Source organism: Luteolibacter arcticus, assembly GCF_025950235.1.
In the GTDB taxonomy this organism is placed as follows: Bacteria; Verrucomicrobiota; Verrucomicrobiia; order Verrucomicrobiales; family Akkermansiaceae; genus Haloferula; species Haloferula arctica.
The window spans coordinates 13,963-34,859 of record NZ_JAPDDT010000001.1; the positions used below are offsets into that span (position 1 = coordinate 13,963).

The following is a 20,897-nucleotide window of genomic DNA, read 5'->3' on the forward strand; positions in this document are numbered from 1 at the left end:
CTTATTCACAAAAGGATTTCTGCGGCGACAGTTGTAAATCAACCGCGTTCAAATCTTATTCACAGATTTGCTTGTTAAGGTTTGTGGATCTTTTAGGATGCCGCAAAGGTCAAAGCTTCTAACGGGATTTGACCCGATGGATCGGTTCCATGAAAAGCCCCGGCATCATCGCCCCAGCCTCCATGATTTCCTCCGGAGCAAAGCCGTTCAGCGCCCCCGCGTGTGTCGGTTTTGTGAGGACCCATGGGGTGGCGATCAAGCGGGCAAAAGCCGATCCCCGCAGCTTTCAGAGATCGCAACCAAAGCGCTCCGATTCCCCCGGAGTGGCGGGTCACCTGCCCGGCAGGAGCCCGTCGCAGGTTGTGTTTCGCCTGCCCCCCGCGATCCCGCCAAGGGACGCGCCTCGTGAAACCGCACACCTACCGCCAGAACGATGAACCATTTGGTCGCCACCAATAGCCAAACCCATCACCCCCTCGCCCAGAACCTTCTGAAATCCATCGCCGCTGTCTGCGCAGCGGTCGTCAGTCTCGCTGGAAGCGCCTTTGCCGCCGGAACCAATTCCGTGTCCTTGGCCTGGGATCCGAATCCCGAGACGAATATTGCCGGTTATCGCCTGCAGTATGGCCTGACCCCGGGGAATTACCCGAGTGTGGTCGATGCTGGAGCGGCGACTTCAGCCACGGCCAATGGTCTGAACCAAGGAACGACCTACTATTTCACGGTGGTCGCCTACAATTCCGCGGGGCAGTTCAGCCCGGCCTCCTCAGAGGTCACTTACACCGTTCCGGGCGCGCCGAATACCGCACCGTCTGCCACGTCTTTTTCCGTCACCGTGGCGGAGGATAGCCAGAACTTCGCGACGCTCGGCGGCACCGACGGGGAGGGTGACCTCCTGACTTACAGCATCGTCTCGGCACCGGCCAAAGGCACGCTGTCCGGCACCGCGCCAAACCTGATCTACCGCCCGGCCGCAAACGTGAGCGGCAGCGACAGCTTTACCTACCGGGCGAATGATGGCGCGGTGAATTCCGCGACCGCGACGGTGAGCATCACGATCCTCCCGATGAATGATCAGCCGTCAGCGGATGCGAAAACCTTCACCGTCCAGGAGGATGGCCAGGTGGCAGCGACCCTGACCGGCAGCGATCCGGATGGCGACACGCTGATCTACTCGATCGTCACCGCCCCGACCAAAGGCACGCTAACCGGTAGTGCCCCGAATTTCACCTATCGCCCGGCGGCGAATCTCAACGGAAGCGACAGCTTCACCTACCGGGTCAGCGACGGGGCGTCGACGTCGGCGACCGTGACTGCCAACATCACGATCTCTGCCGTCAATGACATCCCCGTAGCGAACCCGCAAAGCCTGACAACGGCGGAGGACACGCCCATTTCTGTCAATTTCACCGGCTCCGATGTGGAAGGCAGCACGCTGACCTATGCGGTGGTGAGCCCGCCAGGAAACGGAACGCTTTCCGGCACACCTCCCAATCTTACCTTCACCCCGGCCGCGAATTTCAGCGGAACGGTCAACTTTCCCTTCCGTGTCAATGATGGCACTGCCAATTCGGGCAACGCGTTGATCGTGATCGTCATCACGCCAGTCAACGATGCGCCGACGGCCACCCCGCTCACCGTATCGACAGCTCCGGGCTCGCCAGCGGCGGTCGCCCTGTCCGGAAATGATATCGAAGGGAGCGCTCTTTCCTACGCCATCGTAGCCCCACCGGCGAATGGCTCGCTGAGCGGCACGGCACCGAACCTGACCTACACAGCCACCGCCGGATACACTGGCAATGACAGCTTTACCTATCGCGTGAACGACGGCTCGCTGAATTCGCCTGCCGCCACCGTCTCGATCAGCGTCGGCACCTCGAATCGCACTCCCCAAGCGCACGGGAAATCGATGGCGACGATGATGAACAAAGCCGTCAGCGTCATCCTCACAGGCAGCGATGCCGACGCCGATGCGATCTCTTATCGCATCGTCAGCCAACCCACCGGCGGCTCCTTGAGCGGCACGCCGCCGAACGTGAAGTACACGCCGAAGGCGAAGTGGACCGGCAATGACCAGTTCACCTATGTGGTGAATGACGGGAAGGCCGATTCGCCGGCCGCGACGGTGAACCTCAAGGTGAAGGGGAAGAATCTGAAGCCGGTGGCGACCGCACGCACGGCGACGGCGACCCAGAATACCGCGGCAACCGTGGTGGTGGCCGGTAGCGATCCCGATGGCGACCCGCTGTCCTTCGTGGTGGTCAAGCAACCCGCCAACGGATCGGTCTCCGGCACCGGCCCGAATTTCGTCTATGTCCCGAAGAGCGGGTTCAAGGGCAAGGACAGCTTCACCTTCGCCGCCTCCGATGGAGCAGCGAAGTCCAAGCCTGCGACCGTGGCGATCACGGTGGTGAATCCCAACAACAAGGCACCGGTCGCCATCGCCCAGAGTGTCAGCGGTGCCGCCAAGAAATTGGTGGCGGTGACGCTGCGGGGAACCGATCCCGACAGCGATGCGCTGACCTTTCGCGTCGTATCCAAGCCTGCCAGCGGCAAGCTCACCGGCAAGGGGGCGAACCTCAAGTTCAAGCCGGCGGCCACCTTCTCCGGCACCGTTACCTTCACGTATGTGGCCAATGACGGCAGCGTCGATTCGGCACCGGCGACCGTGACCCTCACCATCGGGTCCTCGGCCGCCGCTCCCCGCAGCCTCGCGGCCCATGACAAGTCCGCCGAAGTGGGAGGCCCGGAGATCGTGCCCGGCTTGGCAATGAGCCGCTCACCCGCAGGGGAGATGATCCTCAGGGTGACGGGTGTGCCGGGCCAACGCTACACGCTCGAACATTCGGAGAGCCTGACCGGGTGGGCGGAACTCCAGTCCGTCGACATCCCCGGGACAGGCTCCATCGAGTTGGAAGTGGTGGTCCCCGAAGGATCCAGGAGCGGCTTTTTCCGACTGCAGATCCCTTGACGCTTGGTCTTGGCAGTCCCGGCTTTCATCGGCAGCTTGGCCCTGATGAAAGCCGTGATTGCCCTCTCCCTGGTGCCGCTCGTTCTGACCGCCGGACCGCTTGAAGTTTCACTTGTGCAGGTGCAGACCGGCAAGCCGCTCGGCGAGGAGGTGCCATTCGACGTGAAGCCGATGGGCTACGAGCCCGGCGTGCGGCTGGCGTTCCTCGTTCGCGGGGAGAATCTGGTGGCGTTCAAGGACGACTCCGTGGAGGTCAAGTCGTTCAAGCTCGGCGACGGCCGGGAATGGTCGCGCACCCGCAGTGGGAAGGCCAACTGGGAACAGGAGAGCTTTGCCAAGGTGAGCGACGACGGAAAGGTCGGGCGCTTCAGCGTGAAGTTCCCCGGTGACCTGTTCGGCGTCATCGAAGGGGCGTCGCTGGATGCCACGGTCACCGCCATCACGGCATCGAAGTCGGAGGAGAAGAAGATCGAGCTGACGGCCGGGGATAAGACCAAGCACCCGCTCGGGCCATTCGAGATTTCCGCGGGTGGGGGCGGGGGATTGTTTGGCGGTGGTGGCGATGGCACGGCCATCACGATCACCGGCAATCATCAGGCGGTGGTGGAGGTCAGCGTGATCGACGGCGGTGCCAAGCTTGATGGCAACGGCAGCTCATGGTCTAACGACGCGAAGACCTATAACTTCGACAAGGCGAAGGGCGAGAAGCTGGCTGTGACGGTGCGCTACTGGACCGACCTCAAGGAAGAGGTGGTGCCGTTCAAGATGGAGCCGGCGAAGAAATAGCTTTCGGCTTCGGCATTCGCATCGAAGGCGCATTGGTGACAATGCGGAAGCACGAGGTGGTCCGCGCTCGAGGGACCGTTCCGCGCTGTTACCAGCGCGCCTACGTTGGATGCTTTCGGCATTCGCATCGAAGGCGCATTGGTGACAATGCGGAAGCACGGGGTGGTCCGGGCTCGAGGGACCGTTCCGCGCTGTCACCAGCGCGCCTACGTTGGATGATCAGCCCCGGGCCAGTTCTTCGCAGCCCTTGAGGTCGAGCTTGCCGGAGGCGAGCACGGGAATCTCCTCCACCGGCACGATGATCCTGGGGCACCACAGGGAGGGGAAGCCGGCGTCCATCAGCTTGTAACGGAGGTCGATGCACTCTTGTTCCAAGGCCGGGCCGGCGATGGTGGAGAGGAGCACGATGGCTTCGCCCTTTGCCTCATCGGGGATGCCGACGATGGCGATCTTGCGTTCCGCCTCGGCATCCAGGCCGAGCGCCTTGTTGATGGCGGCTTCCACGGTTTCGTGCGGCACCATTTCACCGGCGATCTTGGAGAAGCGGGAGATGCGTCCCTCGATGTAGAGGAAGCCGTCGTCATCGATGCGGCCGACATCGCCGGTGCGGAACCAGCCGTCCTTGGTGAGGACTTCCTCCGACTTCTTGGTGTTGTTGAGATAGCCCGGGAAGATATTGGCGCCCTTGAGCCAGATCACCCCCTGCTTGTCGGCCGGCTGCGGCTTTTCAGTTGCAGGGTCGGTCAGGCGCAGGGCGATGCCGGGTAGCAACTGGCCCACCGAACCGCGGCGGGACGAAGGGATCACGATCGCTTCGCCGGCGGGAGCCGGATCGGGCAGGTTGACGTTGGTCGCCGGGGACGTCTCGGTAAGGCCATAGCCTTCCTGCGGGGGGATGCCGAAGCGCTCCTCGAAGGACTGTGCCAGATTGTCCGGCAGCTTCTCCGCGCCGGTGACCACGAGCTGCAGGGAGCGGAGTTGCTCGGGCTCGACGCGCTTCATGTAGCCGCGCAGGAAGGTCGGCGTGGCCAGCAGGACATTGACGCCCTTCTGCGCGATGAGTTCGGCGAGGCGCTTGGTTTCCATCGGATTCGGGTAGGTCACCAGGTCGATGCCCTCGATGATGGGATACCACAGCGTGACCGTGCAGCCGAAGGAGTGGAAAAGTGGCAGGCAGCCAAGGATGGCGGCACCCGGAGCGAGATTGAGGCGGGTGCCGAACTGGCAGACATTGCCAAGCACGTTGCGATGGCTGAGGGGAACGCCCTTCGGTTCGCCGGACGAGCCGGAGGTGAACAGCAGGATCGCCTCGTCGTTGTTGCGCTTTTTGCCGATGCCAAACAGCGGCGCGATGACCGACGAGGGCAGGAGCTTCGAGAGGATCGTCCAGGTCACGATCTTCTTCTTCAGGCCCGGCAGGGCTCGCTCGATGAAGATCAGGTCGCGGTTCGGCGGCCACGGGAACGAGGCCAGCTTCCTGACGAAGGGGTCGGCGGTGATGTAGCGGTCGAGCTTCGCCTGGCGCATCGCCGAGCGAACGGCTTCGTGGCCGGCGGTGAAGTTGAAGTTCACCGGGGTCTTACCCGCGAAGACGGCGGCGAGATTGGCGATGAGTCCGGCTTTTCCGGGCGGCAGAATGATGCCGATGCGGGGATTGTCGGTGGATTCCCTGAGATACTTCGAGAAAACGAGGGCGGCACCGAGGATGCGGTCGAAGCCGATCGAGGAGTCATCGGAGCCGTCGTGGACCTTGTTCCGCGAGTGCTTCTTGAGGCCGTGGAGCAGGGCCATGCCGAGCGAGGACTTGAGCAGCGGGCGGCGGGAGAAGGACTCCTCCACCAGCTCCAGCAGCCGCTCGCGGTAGGTTGCCGGGCTGGCTTCCTTCGGGGTGAGCAGGGTGCCAACGCCGATCACCACCTGTGGCATCGACCCGGTGCGCTCCACCGACAGGCAGGCGTCGCGGGGGTAGTCGACCAGCACCGGCAGCACTGGCAGGCCGAAGGAGCAGAGGGTGCGCAGCGTCTTGCCCGGGATGACGCAGGGGATGGCCTTGCGGGACACCGCGCGTCCGGGGATGTAAACGATCACGCCGCCGTTCTCGAGCGCCGGGCGGAGTTGCTCGCCCATGGCGGGGGCATCGTCCTCATCGGCGAAGGCCGCGGCGGCACCTGACCGCTCCAAGGTCGCCTGCGTGGTCGGATCCAGCTTCGATTTCTCCTCGATCAGCCAGGTGATGCGGCGGCCGGAAAAGAGCTTCTCAAGCTGCGGCAGCTCATGCGTGCCGACGCGACCGGGGATAACGAGGCATCCGGTCGGGGGAATCCGGTCGGCGTGGAGAATCTGGATGGACATGAGTGCTGGAAAGACGTGGCGGGATCGCTTGCGGCGTATTGAAGCGTATCGGCCGGGGCAGGCACGGATTTTTTGTGCGCCCGGTGAATCCGCCGCCATCCATCGTTCTCAGTGATCGAGTTTCAGCTTCTCAAGCTTCGGCGTGATCACCATGCGGCAGTAGCCGTTCTTGTTCTTGTTCTGGAAATAATAGTCCTGGTGGTAGTTCTCGGCGGGATAGAACACGCTGGCCTTGGTGATCTCGGTCACGATCGGGTTCTTGAATTCCGGCTGAGCCTCCTTTTTCGATTTCTCCGCCACCGCCTTCTGGGCGTCCGTGTGGTAATAGATGGCGGAGCGATACTGGGTGCCAACGTCCGCGCCCTGCTTGTTCAGGGTGGTGGGGTCGTGGAGGTTCCAGAACCACTCGAGGAGCTTCTCCGTGGAAAGTTTCTTCGGATCGTAAACGACTTGTACCACTTCGGCGTGGCCGGTGGATTCGGTGCAAACCTGCTCGTAGGTGGGGTTTGCCACGGTGCCGCCCATATAGCCGGAGACGACGGCTTGCACGCCCGGGATCTGCTTGTAAACGGCCTCGACGCACCAGAAACAGCCGGCGCCGAGGGTGATGACTTCGGAGCCTTCGGGGACTTTGGGGGCGGGGGCGGGTTGTTTGGCTTCGGCAGGCATGGCTTCTTTGGGTTCGCAGGAGGCAATGGCGGGCAGGAAAAGCAGGAGCGCGAGCAAACGGCGGCGTTTCATGGCATTGGGAGCCGCATGCTGCGGCGATATTCCGCACCCTAGGCGGCTACTGGGCTAGGTAAAGTGAGGATTCCTACGGATCTCCCGGCGACATCTTCGCGAAAGGCAGAATTCTCCGACAACTTTTGCATCGCGCGGTGTTTTCCCGGACGTAAGGGTTTTCGCAGCAACCCAAGCCAATCACTCATGAAATACCAATCCGTTATCCGTCGTCGCTCCAGCGCGGGTTTCACCCTGCTTGAAATGGTCATCGTCCTCGGGATCATCGCCCTGATTCTGGGCGGTTCGATCACGTTCATGGGCAAGATCAGCGAGTCGGCCAAGGTGAGCCGCGTGGACGGCGACTTCAGCACGATTTCCAGCGGCCTGAAAATGTACAAGGTCAACAATGGCAGCTACCCCTCCACCCAGCAGGGCCTCAAGGCGCTGGTGGACAAGCCATCCGGCACGCCGGCCCCGCGCCGCTGGTCCAGGATCATGGACAAGGTGCCGCTTGACCCGTGGAACAACGAGTATGGCTACAAGTTCCCGGGCAGCAAGGATCCGAGCGAGTTCGAGATCATTTCCAAAGGTGCTGACGGTGCCGAAGGCGGCGATACCGACTACTCCAGCCAGGATCCGAAATAAGCTCCGATGCGCGCCGGGCTCCAACGACCATCGCAAGGATTCACGCTCATCGAGATCGTTCTCGTGCTGGTGTTGATCGCGCTGATGATCGGCGGGGCCTTGGGATACATGATCGCGTCGGATGACGAGCGCGTGCTGCGCGAGTCCTCGGTGGAAGTCGAGGTGATGGCCAAGCGCGCTCGCGCCTTGGCCGCCCTCCAGCAACGGCCCTACGCGCTGGAATTCCACGAACAGACGGTGAATCTGATGCCGCTGGCCGAGGCAATGATGGACCCGCGCGACCGGGAAAGGATGATCGAGCATCAGGAGATGATGATCGCCGAGGGCACGACGGCGGCACCGGCCTTCAATCCGGTGCACGCGAGTTGGACCATGGACGAAGATCTCCGGATGTTCGTCCGCCGCTGGGCCAGCGATGTTTGGCTGCCGGTGGATGCGAAAAACCGCCACATCTGGCGATTCGACCCCGAAGGCTTTTGCGAGCCGGTGGGGGTGAAGTTTCAAATGGAACGGAGCTGGCTGGAAGCGGAGTTTCATCCACTGACCGGGGGCATCCGCGACCAATCCCAAGAGATTTACTAACTAATGAAGAGTGCCCTGCCAGACCGGCGGATTCGCCGGCGTGCCGCCCGCGGTTTCCTCCTGATGGAAGTGATCCTGGCGCTCGGGATTTTCGGCATCGCGGCCACGGCCTTTGCGGTCGCCTTGCAGAAGACCGCCGATCTCGCGACGCTGACCCAGCGTGAGCTGACGACGACGCGCCTGCTCCAGAGCGCGCTGGCGGAGGCGATGTCCTACCCGGTGCTGGAAGAGGGCACCACGTCCGTCGCTGTCGAGGAGATGGCGGAGCATGGGATGGAGATCGAGACGACCGTCGAACTGCTGCCGGAGATGGAGAACGAGGACGGGCAGATGCTTCAGGAAATGTATCGCATCGAAGTGGCGGCCCGGTGGTTCGAGAACGGCGCTCCGCAGGAGCAGTTGGCCGAAACCTGGCGCTACTCGCGCCTGTACCAGCCATGAATACCAACTCCCGATATCCGGCCCGTCGCCGAGGTTTCACATTGCTGGAAGTGGTGATCGCGATGGGGCTGCTGGCGCTGCTGGTCGGCATGATCTTCGGGTCCGCCAATGCCAACATCCAGCTCGGCAATGCGGTGGTCCAAACCCAAGCCGAGGAGAGCGAGAAGAACGCGTTCTTCGACCTGCTATCGCGGCGCTTCGGCTCGTTGCCGGGGAATACCCGCATGGAGCTGGTCTCGAAGGACATCGGCTCCCACTACACATCGGATCTCACGCTGCAGAACGTCCCGCTCGCATTCACGTGGGGCGGGACCGAGAAGGTCGCCAAGGCGGTCCAAATTTCCACGGTGCTCAAGCGCGACGGCTATCTCGACATCGTGCTCCGCTACTACGAGGAAGAGATCATCGAGGACAGCGACAACACCCAGAGCAATGTGAAGGTGGAACCCTTCGCGGAGGTGGTGCTGCTGCAAGGCGTCCGCACCTTTGAATGGCGCGTGCTCGACGGCCGCACCATGGAGTGGCAGTATGATTGGGATCTTGTCGGGCGCTTGCCGCTGCAGATGGAGCTGACCATCGCCTTCGGCAACCAAGGCACGCCGATGCGGCAGATTTTCTGGATCACTCCGAAACAGGATCCCGAGGTGATGATGCGCCAACTCCAGCAGCAAGGAGCGGGCGGAGGGCAAGGACAAGGACCCGGCCAAGGCGGTGACATTCAAATTGATGTTCCGGATGGAGGTGAAGGAGGCGGTGGCGGACGAGGAAATGGTGGTGGCCGCGGAAATGGCGGAGGGGGCGGTGGCGGTCGTGGGAATGGCGGAGGGGGTGGAGGAATGGGTCCTCCAGGAGGTAATCGATGAAATCTACTTTTCCCAAACAACGCGGCTCAGCCCTCGTCGCCGTCATCTGGCTTATCGCCATCCTGGCGATGGCGACGGTGGCGACCTTGCGGGTGGTCTCGTTTGACGTCGATCTCGGGACATCGCAGATCCACGGCTTCCGCGCCCGGCAACTGGCCGAGATGGGCATCGCCGTGGCGTCGAATCCGGCGGTGAAGCGCACCGATCCCTTGCTCAAGCAATTTTCCGGAGAGAGCGGGGAGGGCTTCGAGGCCCGTATCATTTCCGAAGGGGAAAAGTTCAATATCAACGCCATCCTGCTGCGGGGCGACGAGCAGCTTCTCAAGTCGATGTTCAGCGACTGGGGCCTGACGCTGGACGAGTGCCAGATGCTAGTGGACGGCCTGATGGACTGGGTGGACCAGAACGACGAGGTCGGCCTCAATGGCGCGGAGTCGGACTGGTATCTGGAACAAGGCAGGCTTAACCAGCCCTTCAACCGGCCCTTCTACAACCTCGATGAAGTGCGGTTGGTGCGTGGCATGGATTACGTGGAGGCGATGAAGCCGGACTGGCGGAATTGGTTCACGATCTGGAGTTCCGGCGCGCTCGATTTGAACGAGGCATCGGCCGAACTGATTGCCGCCGCTGCCGAGATCACTCCTGAGGACGCGAACGTGATTCCCGAGACGGTCCGCGGGATCGATGGGATCCGCGATACCGACGACGACGCGCCGTTTCAATCCGTCGAACAAGCGCTTGCGCTTCTGGGCGTGGACGGCAACGTGCGCCCCGAGATTTCCGCCCGTATGACCGTGAACGATACAACGACCCGCTTGGAAAGCATCGGCACTGTCGCCGGGGCGAAGCGGAAAATCACGGTCATCGTGCGCAACCGAACCGGGAGACCGGCGGTTTTGGAACGAACCGAGGAGGTGATGCCTTGAGCAAACAACAGGAAATGTCGCTGCTGGTCCCGGGAGTGCGGGGCTGGGAAATCTGGAAGCAAGCTACGACCGGAGGCTTCGTATTGCAATCGGCCGACGGACCTGCGCGTGCCTCGGAGCTAACGAATTTGCCGGGCGGGAACCTCGCCATGCTATTCCCGGTGAGGGGCTTTCACGCCTTGCCCTTCAAGGCATCGAGCGCGGATGACTCGCTTTTCGACGATCTGGCGGCGATGCACGCCGAGCGGCTCGGGGTGCGTGCCGATCCGATGGCTGGCCAGCTTTCCGATACCTTCCTGATCACCAAGGAGGAGGAATCCGCCACCTTGCTCGGGGTGGTGCTGAAGTCTCCCGGCGATGGCGATCTGCCGCCGCGCAGTCCTAAGGAATTCGATCTTTCCGCCCGCGCCTATCCGGTGCGTGGCGAGGCGATTGCGGTATGGATGGAGTTCGGCCGCTGGGTCTTCGCCATCTTCCGGAACGGCAAGCTACTCTACTCCCAAGCCACCTCGAGCGGTGGGGCGGCACCCGATGGGGCCTGCCTGAAGGAAATCCAGCTCGCGCTGGGCCAGATGGCGATCCAGGGACTGCAGATCAAGCCCGAGGCGGTCCATGTTTGGTCGCCGGAGGGTGATGCGGGAAGCGCTGGCAGCCTGACCGATGCATTCCACGTCCCGGTCAAGGTCACGCCGCGCCCGGATCCGGTGCTGCCGGAACCGCGCAGCAAGCTGCTGCCAGCCGACGTGCGTGCGGCCCGCCGTGCCGCCAAGTCCCAACAGCAAAAGGTGGCGGCGATCGCGGCGGTCGCGCTCGCCTACCTCGGCGTGGGCGGCTGGTTTGGCTACGGCTTGTGGAAGGATCATAGCCAGATCAAGAAGCTCACCGCGGAGGCCGAGTCGATCGCGCCCGAGGACGACCGCATGGCTTACGAGAAGCACCTCGCGATGTGGTCCGAGCTCGATCTGGTGGTCGATGGCAACAAGGCCCCGGTGGAACTGATGTCACGGGTGGCCAAGGCGATACCGCTCAACCAGGTGGTGCGCCTCAAGCTCGCGGAGATCAACGCCAACGAGATCAAACTTGACGGCGAAGCCCTGCAGGCTGGGCCGGCCAGCCAATTCGGTGTGACGCTCACCCGTAGCCTGCCGGAGTTCAAGTGGGAGACCCCGCCACCGAGCAGCGGCTCGAAGGGCTGGACCTTCCGATTCAACGGCACCCGCCCGGATAGCAATCTCACGCCGTGATTTACCGACAAGATTCCCGCCCGGCGGCATTTCCCTCCCGTTCCTACGATTCATGAGCGACCGCGAAAAGAAATTGGTGATGTTTTTCGGCCTCGCGGCGTTCGTGCTGGTCAACTTCTTCGCGATCTCCTGGTTCCAATCCCAGAAGGAGAAGATTGCCCGGCAGCTGACCGATGCGAAGGGCAAGGTGGCCGTGGCTCAAGCCACCGCGGACAACTACGACACGGTGGTCGATGAAATGAATTGGCTCGGCGACAAGAGTCCCGCGCCGAAGACCGGACAGCTGGTCGCCACCGAACTCGAGACGTACGCCTCGAACCAGGCCACGACCCACCAGCTCGAGATCAAGCGGCGGGCGATCAAGCCGAACGACGAAACCGGGGTTTATTTCAACCGCGCCAAGGTGGAGTTCAACGTGACCGGTCGCGAAGACTCGCTCTACCGCTGGCTGGATCGGCTCCAGATGCCGGACCAGTTCAAGGCAGTCACTTCCATGCGACTTTCGCCGGACGCCAAGGACGACACCAAGATCGATGCCACCATCGAGGTGGAACAGTGGTACATTCCCTTGGTCGAAGGTACCGACACGTCCATGCCGGAGGAAACGCCGGCCCCCGGCCCCGAAGCCGCACCGGCTCCGGCACCCGGGGTTGCCCCGACGCCCGAGGCCACGCCGGCCCCGGCACCCGAAGCCATCAACCCGCCAGGAACCGAATGAAAACGATCGCATTCCTTACACTCCTTCTCGCAGGCACCAGTGCTTTTGCCGCCCCACCGGTGAAGAAGCCAGTGACGAGCTATCTGCATCTCTCCCAGAACTCGCCATTCACCGCCAAGCCGCCTCCGCCCGCCGGTCCCCAGGCAGTGGACAACTTCGAAGACTGGGCGCTCGGTGGCGTCTCCGAGGTCGAAGGCGGTTACATGGTGACCTTGGTTCACAAGAAGAACCAAGGCGAGACCCAGATCATCAAGCCGCGCGGAACCGTCCACAATGCCAAGGAGGAGATGACGTGGCTCAATCCCGGCGATCCCAAGGCCTTCAAGGTGGATAGCGTGAAGTATGGCAAGACGTCTTGGAAAGACACCACCGTGACGATCTCCACCGGCGGCAAGACCGGGACCGTGAAATTCGACGACAAGCAGCTCGCACCTGCAGCCGCCGCGGCCCCAGCCCAAAACCGCCAGCAGGGACAACCCGGCCAACCGCCGCAGCCTGGTCAGGCCGTTCCTGCTCCCGCGGCCGGCCAACCCGGCCAGCAGCCAAGCAATCGCCCGCCACGCCAGCGGGTGCTGCCTCCCGCTCCAAATGGTCAACAGCCGCAAGGCCAAGGCCGCCCCAATCGCTAAGTTTTTCCCAATGTTGCCCAAATCGCATTTCCTCCTCGCCGGCCTGATCGCGTCCGGGACCGCGCTTGCCCAAGTGCCGCAACCGCCACCGGCTGGAGCTCCTATCCAGCCCGGCGTGGTGCCGCCGAACAACCCTGCGGCGCTGGCCCAGAAGGTGAAGCAGGACGGCTTCCTGGAGCCGAAGATCAACGGCGAACGCCTAGCCGAGCTCTACTCCGAGCTGACCGGCCGACGCGTGACCGTGAGCAATGCCGCCATTGCCGCCGAGTTCCGCTTCGTGCAGCAGGGTCCGATCACCTACGGGGAAGCGGCCGAACTACTCAAGATCGCTGCCGTCCTCGAGGGGTTTGTTTTCATTCCATCTGGCGAGAACCACGACAAGCTGCTGTATTCGCAGAGCGTCGCCCAGGCACCGGATGAAGATTTGCCGTTCATCACCGATGCCGCCGACTTGCCGGAAGGCGAGCAGGTCGTCACCTATGTGATGCCGCTCAAGCACATCAAGCCGGATGAGGTCGTGCGCGCCTTCACCGCCGTGGTGAAGCAATTTGGCAGTTACGGTTCGATCGCCGCGGTGCCGAATGCCGCGAGCGTGATCATCACCGAGAACACCTCGCTGATCCGCCGCTTGATCGAACTCCAGGACGTCATCGACGTGCCCAAGAGCGACGTCGGCACGAAGTTCATCAAGGTCCAGTACGCCGACGTGCAGGAGCTTTCCGAGATCCTCAACGAAATCCTCAATACCCAGCAGCAGCAGCAGAGCACGGCGGGCGTCCAGCGCGTGGGCGGGGCTCCCGCGACACCGGCGGCGCCCCAGCCGGGTGGGGCTGCACCAGTCGCCACCCAGGGTGGTGCGAGCGGAGCCGAAGGCGGCGGGGCAGGGGAAGACGTGCCGATCCAGATCGTGCCGAGTACCCGCACCAACCAGATCTTCGCGATGGGCCGGCCGGTGGACATCGTCTTCGTGGAAAGCCTGATCGCGGGCTTCGACACGCCGACCGACACGCGCAACTATCTTCGCCGCAAGCTGAAGTTCCTGGCCGTGGCGGATTTCCTGCCGGTGGCCGAGCAAGCGCTGCAGCGCGCCTTCGGCGGCTCGTCCACGCAAGGTGGCGCTACCGGCGGCGGCGGAGCGGCGGGCGGCGGCGGTCGCTCGGGCGCGAACTTCGGTTCCGGCGGCGGCAACACCTCCCGCACCAACCAAACCTCGCGCGGCGGCAACAGCAGTAGCAATCGCTCCGGCGGCAGCAACTTCGGCAGCAATCAAGGGGGCGGCAGCTCCTTTGGTGGCGGTGGTAGCGGCGGTGGCTTCGGCGGTGGCAGCACTGGCGGCGGCGGAGGGGGCGGCGAGACCCTCGTCAACAACGCGCCGACTGCCCAACTCGTGGGACGCACCTTGCTGGTCGCCGACAACATCACCAACTCGCTCGTGGTCCAAGGCCCGCCGGCCAGCCTCGAAGTGGTCAACCAGCTCCTCGACGAGATCGACGTGAAGGCGGAGCAGGTGATGATTTCCTGCGTCTTCGGCCAACTCACGCTGACCGACGACCTGAACTACGGCCTCGACTTCCTCCGCGAGGTGGAAAACCGCGGCGACAATTCGATCGGTGGTCGTGGCGGCAGCGGCATTGCCCCGTCGCTTCCCCTCGATGGCAGCGCGTTCAATCCCGGCAGCCTCGCGGCCACCGCCGGTCTAGGCATCTACGGGAAAATCGGCCCTTACCTGAACGTTTACCTCGAAGCCCTCCAAGCGACCACCAAGTTCAATATCGTCGCCCGGCCAACCGTGTTCATGGCGAACAACCAGACCGGCTTGATCCGCAGCGGCCAGCAGATCGCGGTGCCGACCAATAGCTTCAACAGCGGCTCCACGGGCCAAAGCACCAACATCGACTATCGCGACGTGGTGCTCGATCTGGAAGTCACCCCGCTGGTCAACTCGCCGGATGAAATCACGCTCCACATCACGGTGCAGAATGATGAAGTCGTCGGCAGCCAGGTGATCGAGGGGGTCGGCGAAGTGCCCACCATTTCGACCCGCCTGTTGGACACGACGGTCACCGTGCCGAATAACGAGACGATCGTGCTCGGCGGCTTGATCACCACGCGCAACAACCAGAGCCGCTCCGGGATCCCGCTGCTCAGCCAGATCCCCTACATCGGCGGGCTCTTTGGTAGCACCGACAACAAAACCGACCGCGAGGAGCTGCTGGTCTTCATCCAGCCGAAGATCATCAACGACAAGGGCTCACTCTACGACGGCCAGGCCGACGTTGATTCCCGCTACAAGTTCGACGACGAGAACCGCGATATCATCGACGGCCCCGGCGTGCTGCCGACCAAGGGCGCGCTCGACAAGCCTGCGGGTTCCGGCAAGGCTCCGAACGCGGCCCCGGTCGAGATCATCGAAGAGGAACCCGCTCCGCGGCGCGTTTCCAGCCGTCCGACGGGCTTCATCAAGAATCGCTGAAATCCGGCGCAAAATCGATTCCCGGGGGCCGCAGACATGCATTCTGCGGCCCCTTGCGTTCCGGTACTTGCCAAAGCCCGGGAACGGGTCTCAGTTTGTGGCGCAGACCTCCGGAGACGCCCGGAAACTTACAAAAACCTCGCAATTTCGCTCCATGCCTGAAATCACCGAAGCGGACCTCGCACCGAATGTGAAGGCCCTGTACCTGAAGGCCATCAGCGCCGTTCAGACCAATAACCACGGCTATGCCGTCAAGCTGCTCCAGAGCGTGCTGAAGGACGCGCCGACCTTCCTCGGCGGCCGCCAGATTCTTCGGAACTGCGAGTCCATCGTTGTCGGCGGCCCGCAGAAGGGCTCCAAGATCTTCGGGATCAAGACCGGCGGCATGGGGCTCGGAAGAGTCGCCGGGCAGGTGAAGAAGGACCCGGCAGCCGCGCTCGTCATGATCGAGGAGGTGCTGGAGAAGGATCCTTACAATCCCGAAGCCAACGACCTGCTGTTTGAGGCCTTCAATGCGATGGGCCTGCCGGACCACGCGGCTTTCGCGCTGGAAACGGTCCGCAAGGGACATCCCGAGGAAGCCAAGCCGCTCCACAAGCTGGCCGAGTTCTATCTCCATCGCGACGATCCGGGCAAGGCCGCCGACGTCTATCGCGACATCATCAAGCATCACCCGACCGACTCCACCGCGATCAAGGGCGAGAAGGATTGCACCGCCCGTGCCTCGATGCAAAAGGGCGGCTGGAGTGAAACCGCCAGCATGGCCGACCTCCAACGCAACAAGGGTGAGGCCGCCGAACTCGATGCTGCCAGCAAGAGTGGTCTGACCCGCGATCAGCTCGAGGACCGCCGTGATCGTCTCATCCTGAAGTACAACGAGGATCCGAACCTGCTTCCCGTGGTCAAGGATCTTGCCGGCATCTTCGAGCAGCTCGAAGACTGGGCCAACGCCCACACCTTCTACTCGTGGGGTTTCAGCCTGAGCAATGGCGACGTGGCGCTCCAGACGAAGGCCGGGCAGATGAAGGACAAGACGGAAGAGCAGCAGCTCAAGGATCTCGAGGCGCGTGCCGCCTCCAATCCTGACGATCCGGAAGTCCAAGCCCTGCTCGCCGAGCGTAAGGCGACCCGTACCGCCGAAGCGGTCGAGGAAGCCAAGGCACGCGTCGATTCCAACCCGACCGACCCGCTGCTGCGCTACCAACTGGGCATGGCGTACTACAACTCCGGCGACTACAGCAACGCCATCCCTCACCTCCAGCAGGCCAAGCGCAACCCGCACATCCAGTCGAAGGTGTTGCTTCTCCTCGGCCGGACCTTCAAGGCCAAGGGCATGCTCGACATGGCTGCCAAGCAGCTCACCGACGCGCTGGCCGACCTCATCGGCATGGACAACGTCAAGAAGGAAGTCCTCTACGAGAAGGGCCTCATTCACGAGCAGATGGGCGACCAGCAAGGAGCGCTCGATTCCTTCAAGCAGATCTACGAAGTCGACTACGGCTACCGCGACGTGGCCCAACGCGTCGAGTCGTCCTACGGCGGCTGATCGTTTCTAACAATCAAAGCAAAGGCGCGGAGGTGAAAGCCTCCGCGCCTTTTTTTGAGAGGGGAGGAATCGCCAATCATCATCTTCCAATTACCAATCGAACTGCCTGAAGAGAGAGGACAGCTGACGCCAGGTGCGGAGTCCCCAGGGAAGACCTGCCTGTCTTCGATGCGCGTGAATTGAGGAGCGAGCATCCTCATTCTTCCAAGCACTTCGATTGGTGATTGGAAGATTGATGATTGGTGATTCTCAGATGTTCCACGTCACTCCACTTCGTAGCGGAAAGGATCCTGGAACTTCTCGTCCGTCGTTACCGAGGTGTCGGTGAGGGTTTTCAGGAACGCAACCAGTGCTGCCTTTTGGGCATTGGTCAGGTTCAGCCGGCGGGGCTGGCCCGCGCCGGGGGCACCGGGGGGATTGCGGAGCGGTGGGGAGAGGTTCGGGTGGTTCACCACGCCGGTGCTGTAGAAGTCGACGACTTGCTCGAGCGTGGCGAAACGGCCGTCATGCATGTAGGGCGCGGTCAGCTCGATATTGCGCAGGGATGGCACCTTGAAGAGTCCTTCATCCTGCGGCAGGCCGGTGAGCGCTCCGACTCCCTTGTCGATGTAGGGGTTCTCCAGGCCGTTGTTGTTGATGGCATTGCCGGGTACGAAGTTGTCGCTGCCGTGGCATGCGACGCAGTTGCCCTGGCCATTGAAGATTTGCCGGCCTTGCTGCTCCTGTGCGGTGAAGTTCGTGAAGTTGAGAGGTACTCCCTGGTCATACTTCGACTGGCCCGAAGCGATCGATCTTACGAATTGTGCGAGTGCCCTTGAGATCCGGTTGCTGGTCACCGTGGCAGTGCCGAAGGCGTCCGTGAACAGCTCGGCGTAGAAGGGCTCGGCGGAAAGCCGGGTGACTAACAGGTCGAGCGTCATGCCCATCTCCACGCTGTTCTGGATCGGCTGGAGGACCTGGTCTTCCAAGGTGGCGGCGCGCTCATCCCAGAAGAAGTTCTCCCGCAGGTAGTACTTCGCGTTGGTCAGTCCCATCGAGTTGCGGCCGGTCAATCCCCCCTCGAAGCCGACGCTGAATTGCCGTGGGTCCGAGTAGCCGTGTGCGGCCTGGTGGCACGAGGAGCAGGAGACGGTCTGGTTTGCCGACAGCCGCTTGTCGTAGAAGAGCGCCCGGCCGAGCGTCGCTCCGGCATTGGTGGTCGGGTTGGCGGCCGGGGTGTTGTCCTGGCCGCGGATGAGCTGGGTGAGCAGGTGCGGCGGCAGCGCCGGATTGGCGTAGTTGGCTAACGTCGCGGGCAGTAGCAGGGCGGAATCCGCGTCGGACGTCACTGCCTCGGCTTCGTCGGAGTTCAGGCGGAAAAAGCGCTGCGATCCTTCAATCGGCATGGGGATGCGCAGGAAGCCATTGAAGACCCGGTGGGTGGCTCCATTGGTCCAGCCGCCAAGGTGATCGGAGGTCTGGACGCGCCAGGCGTGGTTGCCGGGATCCTGGACTTCGAGGACGAATTGGTTGCCCTCGTGGCGTGCTTCCACCGCGGCCGACTCGGCGGCGACTTGCAAGGGCACCTGGGCGGCGGCAGGGAGGGCGGTGACTGCGAAAAGGAGGAGCTTCTTCACGGTGTCAGCGAAGCCCCGGATCCACCGACACGGCGAGGAACTTTACCTTTCCTTCACACCCGGGCGGCGACTTTTACCTTCGCCTAACGCACGGCTGCCGCCGTGTGGGTTTTACGGCTTGTTGGCCAAGCGCTTGTCGAGCTCGGGATCCGGCTGGGCACCGCGCTCCATGGCCATCTGGTAGTACTCGCGTCCCTGCTTCTTCTTGCCCTGCTTCGCGTAGAGGTAGGCGAGATTGAAGTAGGAATCCGACATCGCGTCGTCGAAGTTGATCGCCGCCTTGAATTCCTTCTCGGCCTCTTCTTCCTGACCGAGGTCGAAGCACAGCTTGCCGAGGACCACGCGACCTTCGGCGTGGGTCGGGGCGAGGGTCACGCTGCGCTTGAGAGCTTCCTGAGCCTCGCCGTAGTCACCGGTCCGCATCAGCGAGAGGCCGAGCATGCGGTGTGCATACGGATTGTTGCTGTCGATGACGGTGGCGTTGCGGAAGACCTTGGCGGCGTCCTGCGGCTCTTTCAGGTGCAGGTGGACCACGCCCAGCTTGCACATGGTGCCGGTGTCGCCGGGATTCTGGTCGAGCACCATCTCGAACAGCTCGCGGCTCGATTGGTAACGACCGGCCACGAAGGCGCGGGTCGAGGCGTCGATGAAGGGGCGATTGCCGCCTTCAAGTTCGGCGATGCTGGCATCCACCTCGGGCTGTGAGCGCGCCCCCGGGTAGGTGAACTCGTCATCAACGCTGCGGTCCTTGACTAGCTCCGCCTCTTGCGGGCTGAGCACCATCTCGGTGCCTTTGAAGAGTTCGAACGCTTCCTTGATCTTGTCGTCCTTCTCGGCCTTGGCACCGACGGCATCGACCAACAGCTCGGCCGATTGGCGGCGGCGCTCCTGGATGCGGATCTGCTTCTGGATGATGGCACGCAGCATCTCCGCCTCGGCGGGATCGGCGTCCTTCGCGGCAAGGGCGGCCGTTTCGGAGCGGAGGCGGCGTTCCAGATCGGCGATGCGCTGGTCCTGTGCCGTCTTCTCGCGCTTGAAGGCATTGATGTTGTCCTTGGCCAAGGCGAGGTCGCGCATGGCCTCGATCAACTCGTCCTGGGTGGCGTTGTGATCCTTGTTCAGGCGGGTCACCGTTTCATTGGCCTCCCGCAACTGGCGGGCGAGATCCATATTCTGGTCGATGACCTTCTGAATCCGGTCGCCGTCCTCGCTGGCGAGCAGGGCCTTCATGTGGTCGCGTTCGCGCAGCAGGTTGTCGCGCTCGTCGCGCAGCACCTCATGGTCCTTCTTCAAGGACGCGAGGTCGCTCTCGAGGCCGAGGATCCGCTGGTTGGCGCGATCGAGTTCGTCGTTCTTGCCGCGCAGTTCATCCTGCATGGCGCGGAGCTGCTTCTGCTGGCCGGCGATGACGTCGTTCTGGACCTTGCGTTCCTGGTCCAGATTGCGCTCAAGGTCGGAGGCCTTCTGGGCGAGTCGGCCGCGTTCGACATTGAGGGCTTCGGCCTGCTCGCGGGCCTGGCGGGTCTCCTGCTGGCTTTGGGAAAGGGCCTGGCCGAGAGCGGCCCTCTGGCGCTCGGTGTCTTGCAGGCGATTGGCAAGGTTGCGCATCTCCTCCTGCATCGGCTGCTCGGCGAAGCGGGCGCGCAGCTTCGCGAGCTCATCGTGGGCGCGCTTGAGTTCCGCTTGGGCCAAGTCGCGCTGCTTCGCCATGTCGCGGGAACGAGACGCCTCACGGTCGGCGGAGCTTGGATTCGGGTTCGGGTTCTGACTTTGGTTCTGAGGCTTGTTCGCGGCGGCCAAGTCCGACTGCAGCTCCTTCACCCGGTTCTCCAGCTCGGCGATCCGGCGGGTCTCCAAGGTCTCGACTTCGCGAGCGGGCTGCACGGGGGCTGCCGGGATGCCGTTGTTGAGCGGCATCGGCGCGGCACCTTCGATGAAGCCGGTTTTGGCACCCCCTTCCAGCTCGGCGATCTTGTCGTTCTTGCGCTTGTTTTCTTCCAGCGCCAGCGGCCCGACCAGGTCGATGATCTCCTGGGTCTTGGCCTTGCGACCCTTCACCATGTCCGGCTTCCAGAGGGGGTAGTAGGAGGAAACGCTTCCAAAGAGCTCGCGGGCCCGCATCAATTTTTCGAGGGCCTCCGCGTGTTTCTTCTCGGCCTGCAGCTTCTCGGCATCGCGGGACAGCAACCAGCCTTGGAAGTAGACGTCGGACGGATCGAAATTCGCCGGGGCGTCCTTGCTCGGGGTCAGCGGACCGGGCAGTTCCTGGGACGTGGCGGAGAGTCCGGCCATGCCCAAGGCACAGGCCAACAGTCCGGCGCGGTTGGGAAAACGGAAGCGGCTCCGAGTCATAGGGCGCGCACGCTAGAAAAGCCGGTTCCT

General features: G+C 63.0%; 16 protein-coding genes. 12 read left to right on the forward strand and 4 right to left on the reverse strand.

The window, feature by feature from the left end; genetic code table 11:
• Nucleotides 1–433 precede the first annotated feature (433 nt).
• The gene (locus OKA05_RS00030) at nt 434–2,971 is read left to right on the forward strand and encodes an Ig-like domain-containing protein (RefSeq protein WP_264485027.1); all 2,538 of its coding nucleotides are present in this window, start codon (nt 434–436) and stop codon (nt 2,969–2,971) included.
• Between the two features lie 54 nt (nt 2,972–3,025).
• Nucleotides 3,026–3,757: a hypothetical protein gene (locus OKA05_RS00035; RefSeq protein WP_264485028.1), complete on the forward strand. Its 732-nt coding sequence runs from the start codon at nt 3,026–3,028 to the stop codon at nt 3,755–3,757.
• Between the two features lie 219 nt (nt 3,758–3,976).
• Here OKA05_RS00035 and OKA05_RS00040 read toward each other — a convergent pair whose 3' ends face one another.
• Together OKA05_RS00040 and msrA are read right to left on the reverse strand one after the other, a co-directional pair.
• The gene (locus tag OKA05_RS00040) at nt 3,977–6,109 is read right to left on the reverse strand and encodes an AMP-binding protein (RefSeq protein ID WP_264485029.1); all 2,133 of its coding nucleotides are present in this window, start codon (nt 6,107–6,109) and stop codon (nt 3,977–3,979) included.
• A 108-nt stretch (nt 6,110–6,217) separates the two neighbouring features.
• Nucleotides 6,218–6,850, reverse strand: a complete 633-nt coding sequence (gene msrA / locus OKA05_RS00045; protein WP_264485030.1) for a peptide-methionine (S)-S-oxide reductase MsrA — start codon at nt 6,848–6,850, stop codon at nt 6,218–6,220.
• Nucleotides 6,851–7,036: 186 nt separating this feature from the next.
• Here msrA and gspG point away from each other — a divergent pair, with 186 nt between their 5' ends.
• The 10 genes from gspG to OKA05_RS00095 all read left to right on the forward strand — a co-directional run bounded on the left by gspG (nt 7,037) and on the right by OKA05_RS00095 (nt 16,899).
• Nucleotides 7,037–7,477 (forward strand): type II secretion system major pseudopilin GspG, encoded by a 441-nt coding sequence (gspG, locus tag OKA05_RS00050; RefSeq protein ID WP_264485031.1) that lies wholly within the window; start codon nt 7,037–7,039, stop codon nt 7,475–7,477.
• A gap of 6 nt (nt 7,478–7,483) precedes the next feature.
• Nucleotides 7,484–8,059 carry a type II secretion system protein gene (locus OKA05_RS00055; protein WP_264485032.1) on the forward strand — a complete coding sequence of 192 codons (576 nt, stop codon included), beginning with the start codon at nt 7,484–7,486 and terminating at the stop codon, nt 8,057–8,059.
• A 63-nt stretch (nt 8,060–8,122) separates the two neighbouring features.
• Nucleotides 8,123–8,500, forward strand: a complete 378-nt coding sequence (locus OKA05_RS00060) for a hypothetical protein (RefSeq protein ID WP_264485033.1) — start codon at nt 8,123–8,125, stop codon at nt 8,498–8,500.
• Entirely contained in the window at nt 8,497–9,363 is an 867-nt protein-coding gene (locus OKA05_RS00065) for a PulJ/GspJ family protein (RefSeq protein ID WP_264485034.1), read from the forward strand. Before OKA05_RS00060 ends, OKA05_RS00065 begins: the two co-directional genes overlap by 4 nt.
• On the forward strand, nt 9,360–10,289 hold the full coding sequence (locus tag OKA05_RS00070; RefSeq protein ID WP_264485035.1) for a type II secretion system minor pseudopilin: 930 nt from the start codon (nt 9,360–9,362) through the stop codon (nt 10,287–10,289). Before OKA05_RS00065 ends, OKA05_RS00070 begins: the two co-directional genes overlap by 4 nt.
• Nucleotides 10,286–11,533 carry a hypothetical protein gene (locus tag OKA05_RS00075; protein ID WP_264485036.1) on the forward strand — a complete coding sequence of 416 codons (1,248 nt, stop codon included), beginning with the start codon at nt 10,286–10,288 and terminating at the stop codon, nt 11,531–11,533. The genes OKA05_RS00070 and OKA05_RS00075 overlap by 4 nt, the downstream gene beginning before the upstream one ends.
• Before the next feature lie 52 nt (nt 11,534–11,585).
• Complete coding sequence (locus OKA05_RS00080; RefSeq protein WP_264485037.1) at nt 11,586–12,251, forward strand: hypothetical protein; 666 nt, start codon at nt 11,586–11,588, stop codon at nt 12,249–12,251.
• Nucleotides 12,248–12,880 (forward strand): restriction endonuclease subunit S, encoded by a 633-nt coding sequence (locus OKA05_RS00085; RefSeq protein WP_264485038.1) that lies wholly within the window; start codon nt 12,248–12,250, stop codon nt 12,878–12,880. Before OKA05_RS00080 ends, OKA05_RS00085 begins: the two co-directional genes overlap by 4 nt.
• A 10-nt stretch (nt 12,881–12,890) precedes the next feature.
• Nucleotides 12,891–15,353, forward strand: a complete 2,463-nt coding sequence (locus OKA05_RS00090) for a secretin GspD/PilQ domain-containing protein (RefSeq protein ID WP_264485039.1) — start codon at nt 12,891–12,893, stop codon at nt 15,351–15,353.
• A 154-nt stretch (nt 15,354–15,507) separates the two neighbouring features.
• Nucleotides 15,508–16,899, forward strand: a complete 1,392-nt coding sequence (locus tag OKA05_RS00095) for a tetratricopeptide repeat protein (protein WP_264485040.1) — start codon at nt 15,508–15,510, stop codon at nt 16,897–16,899.
• 263 nt (nt 16,900–17,162) lie between these two features.
• Here OKA05_RS00095 and OKA05_RS00100 read toward each other — a convergent pair whose 3' ends face one another.
• Both OKA05_RS00100 and OKA05_RS00105 read right to left on the reverse strand, forming a co-directional pair.
• Complete coding sequence (locus tag OKA05_RS00100) at nt 17,163–18,515, reverse strand: cytochrome-c peroxidase (protein ID WP_264485041.1); 1,353 nt, start codon at nt 18,513–18,515, stop codon at nt 17,163–17,165.
• Between the two features lie 111 nt (nt 18,516–18,626).
• A complete protein-coding gene (locus OKA05_RS00105; protein ID WP_264485042.1) occupies nt 18,627–20,867 on the reverse strand; it encodes a tetratricopeptide repeat protein in 2,241 nt (746 codons plus the stop codon).
• Between the last annotated feature and the right edge of the window lie 30 nt (nt 20,868–20,897).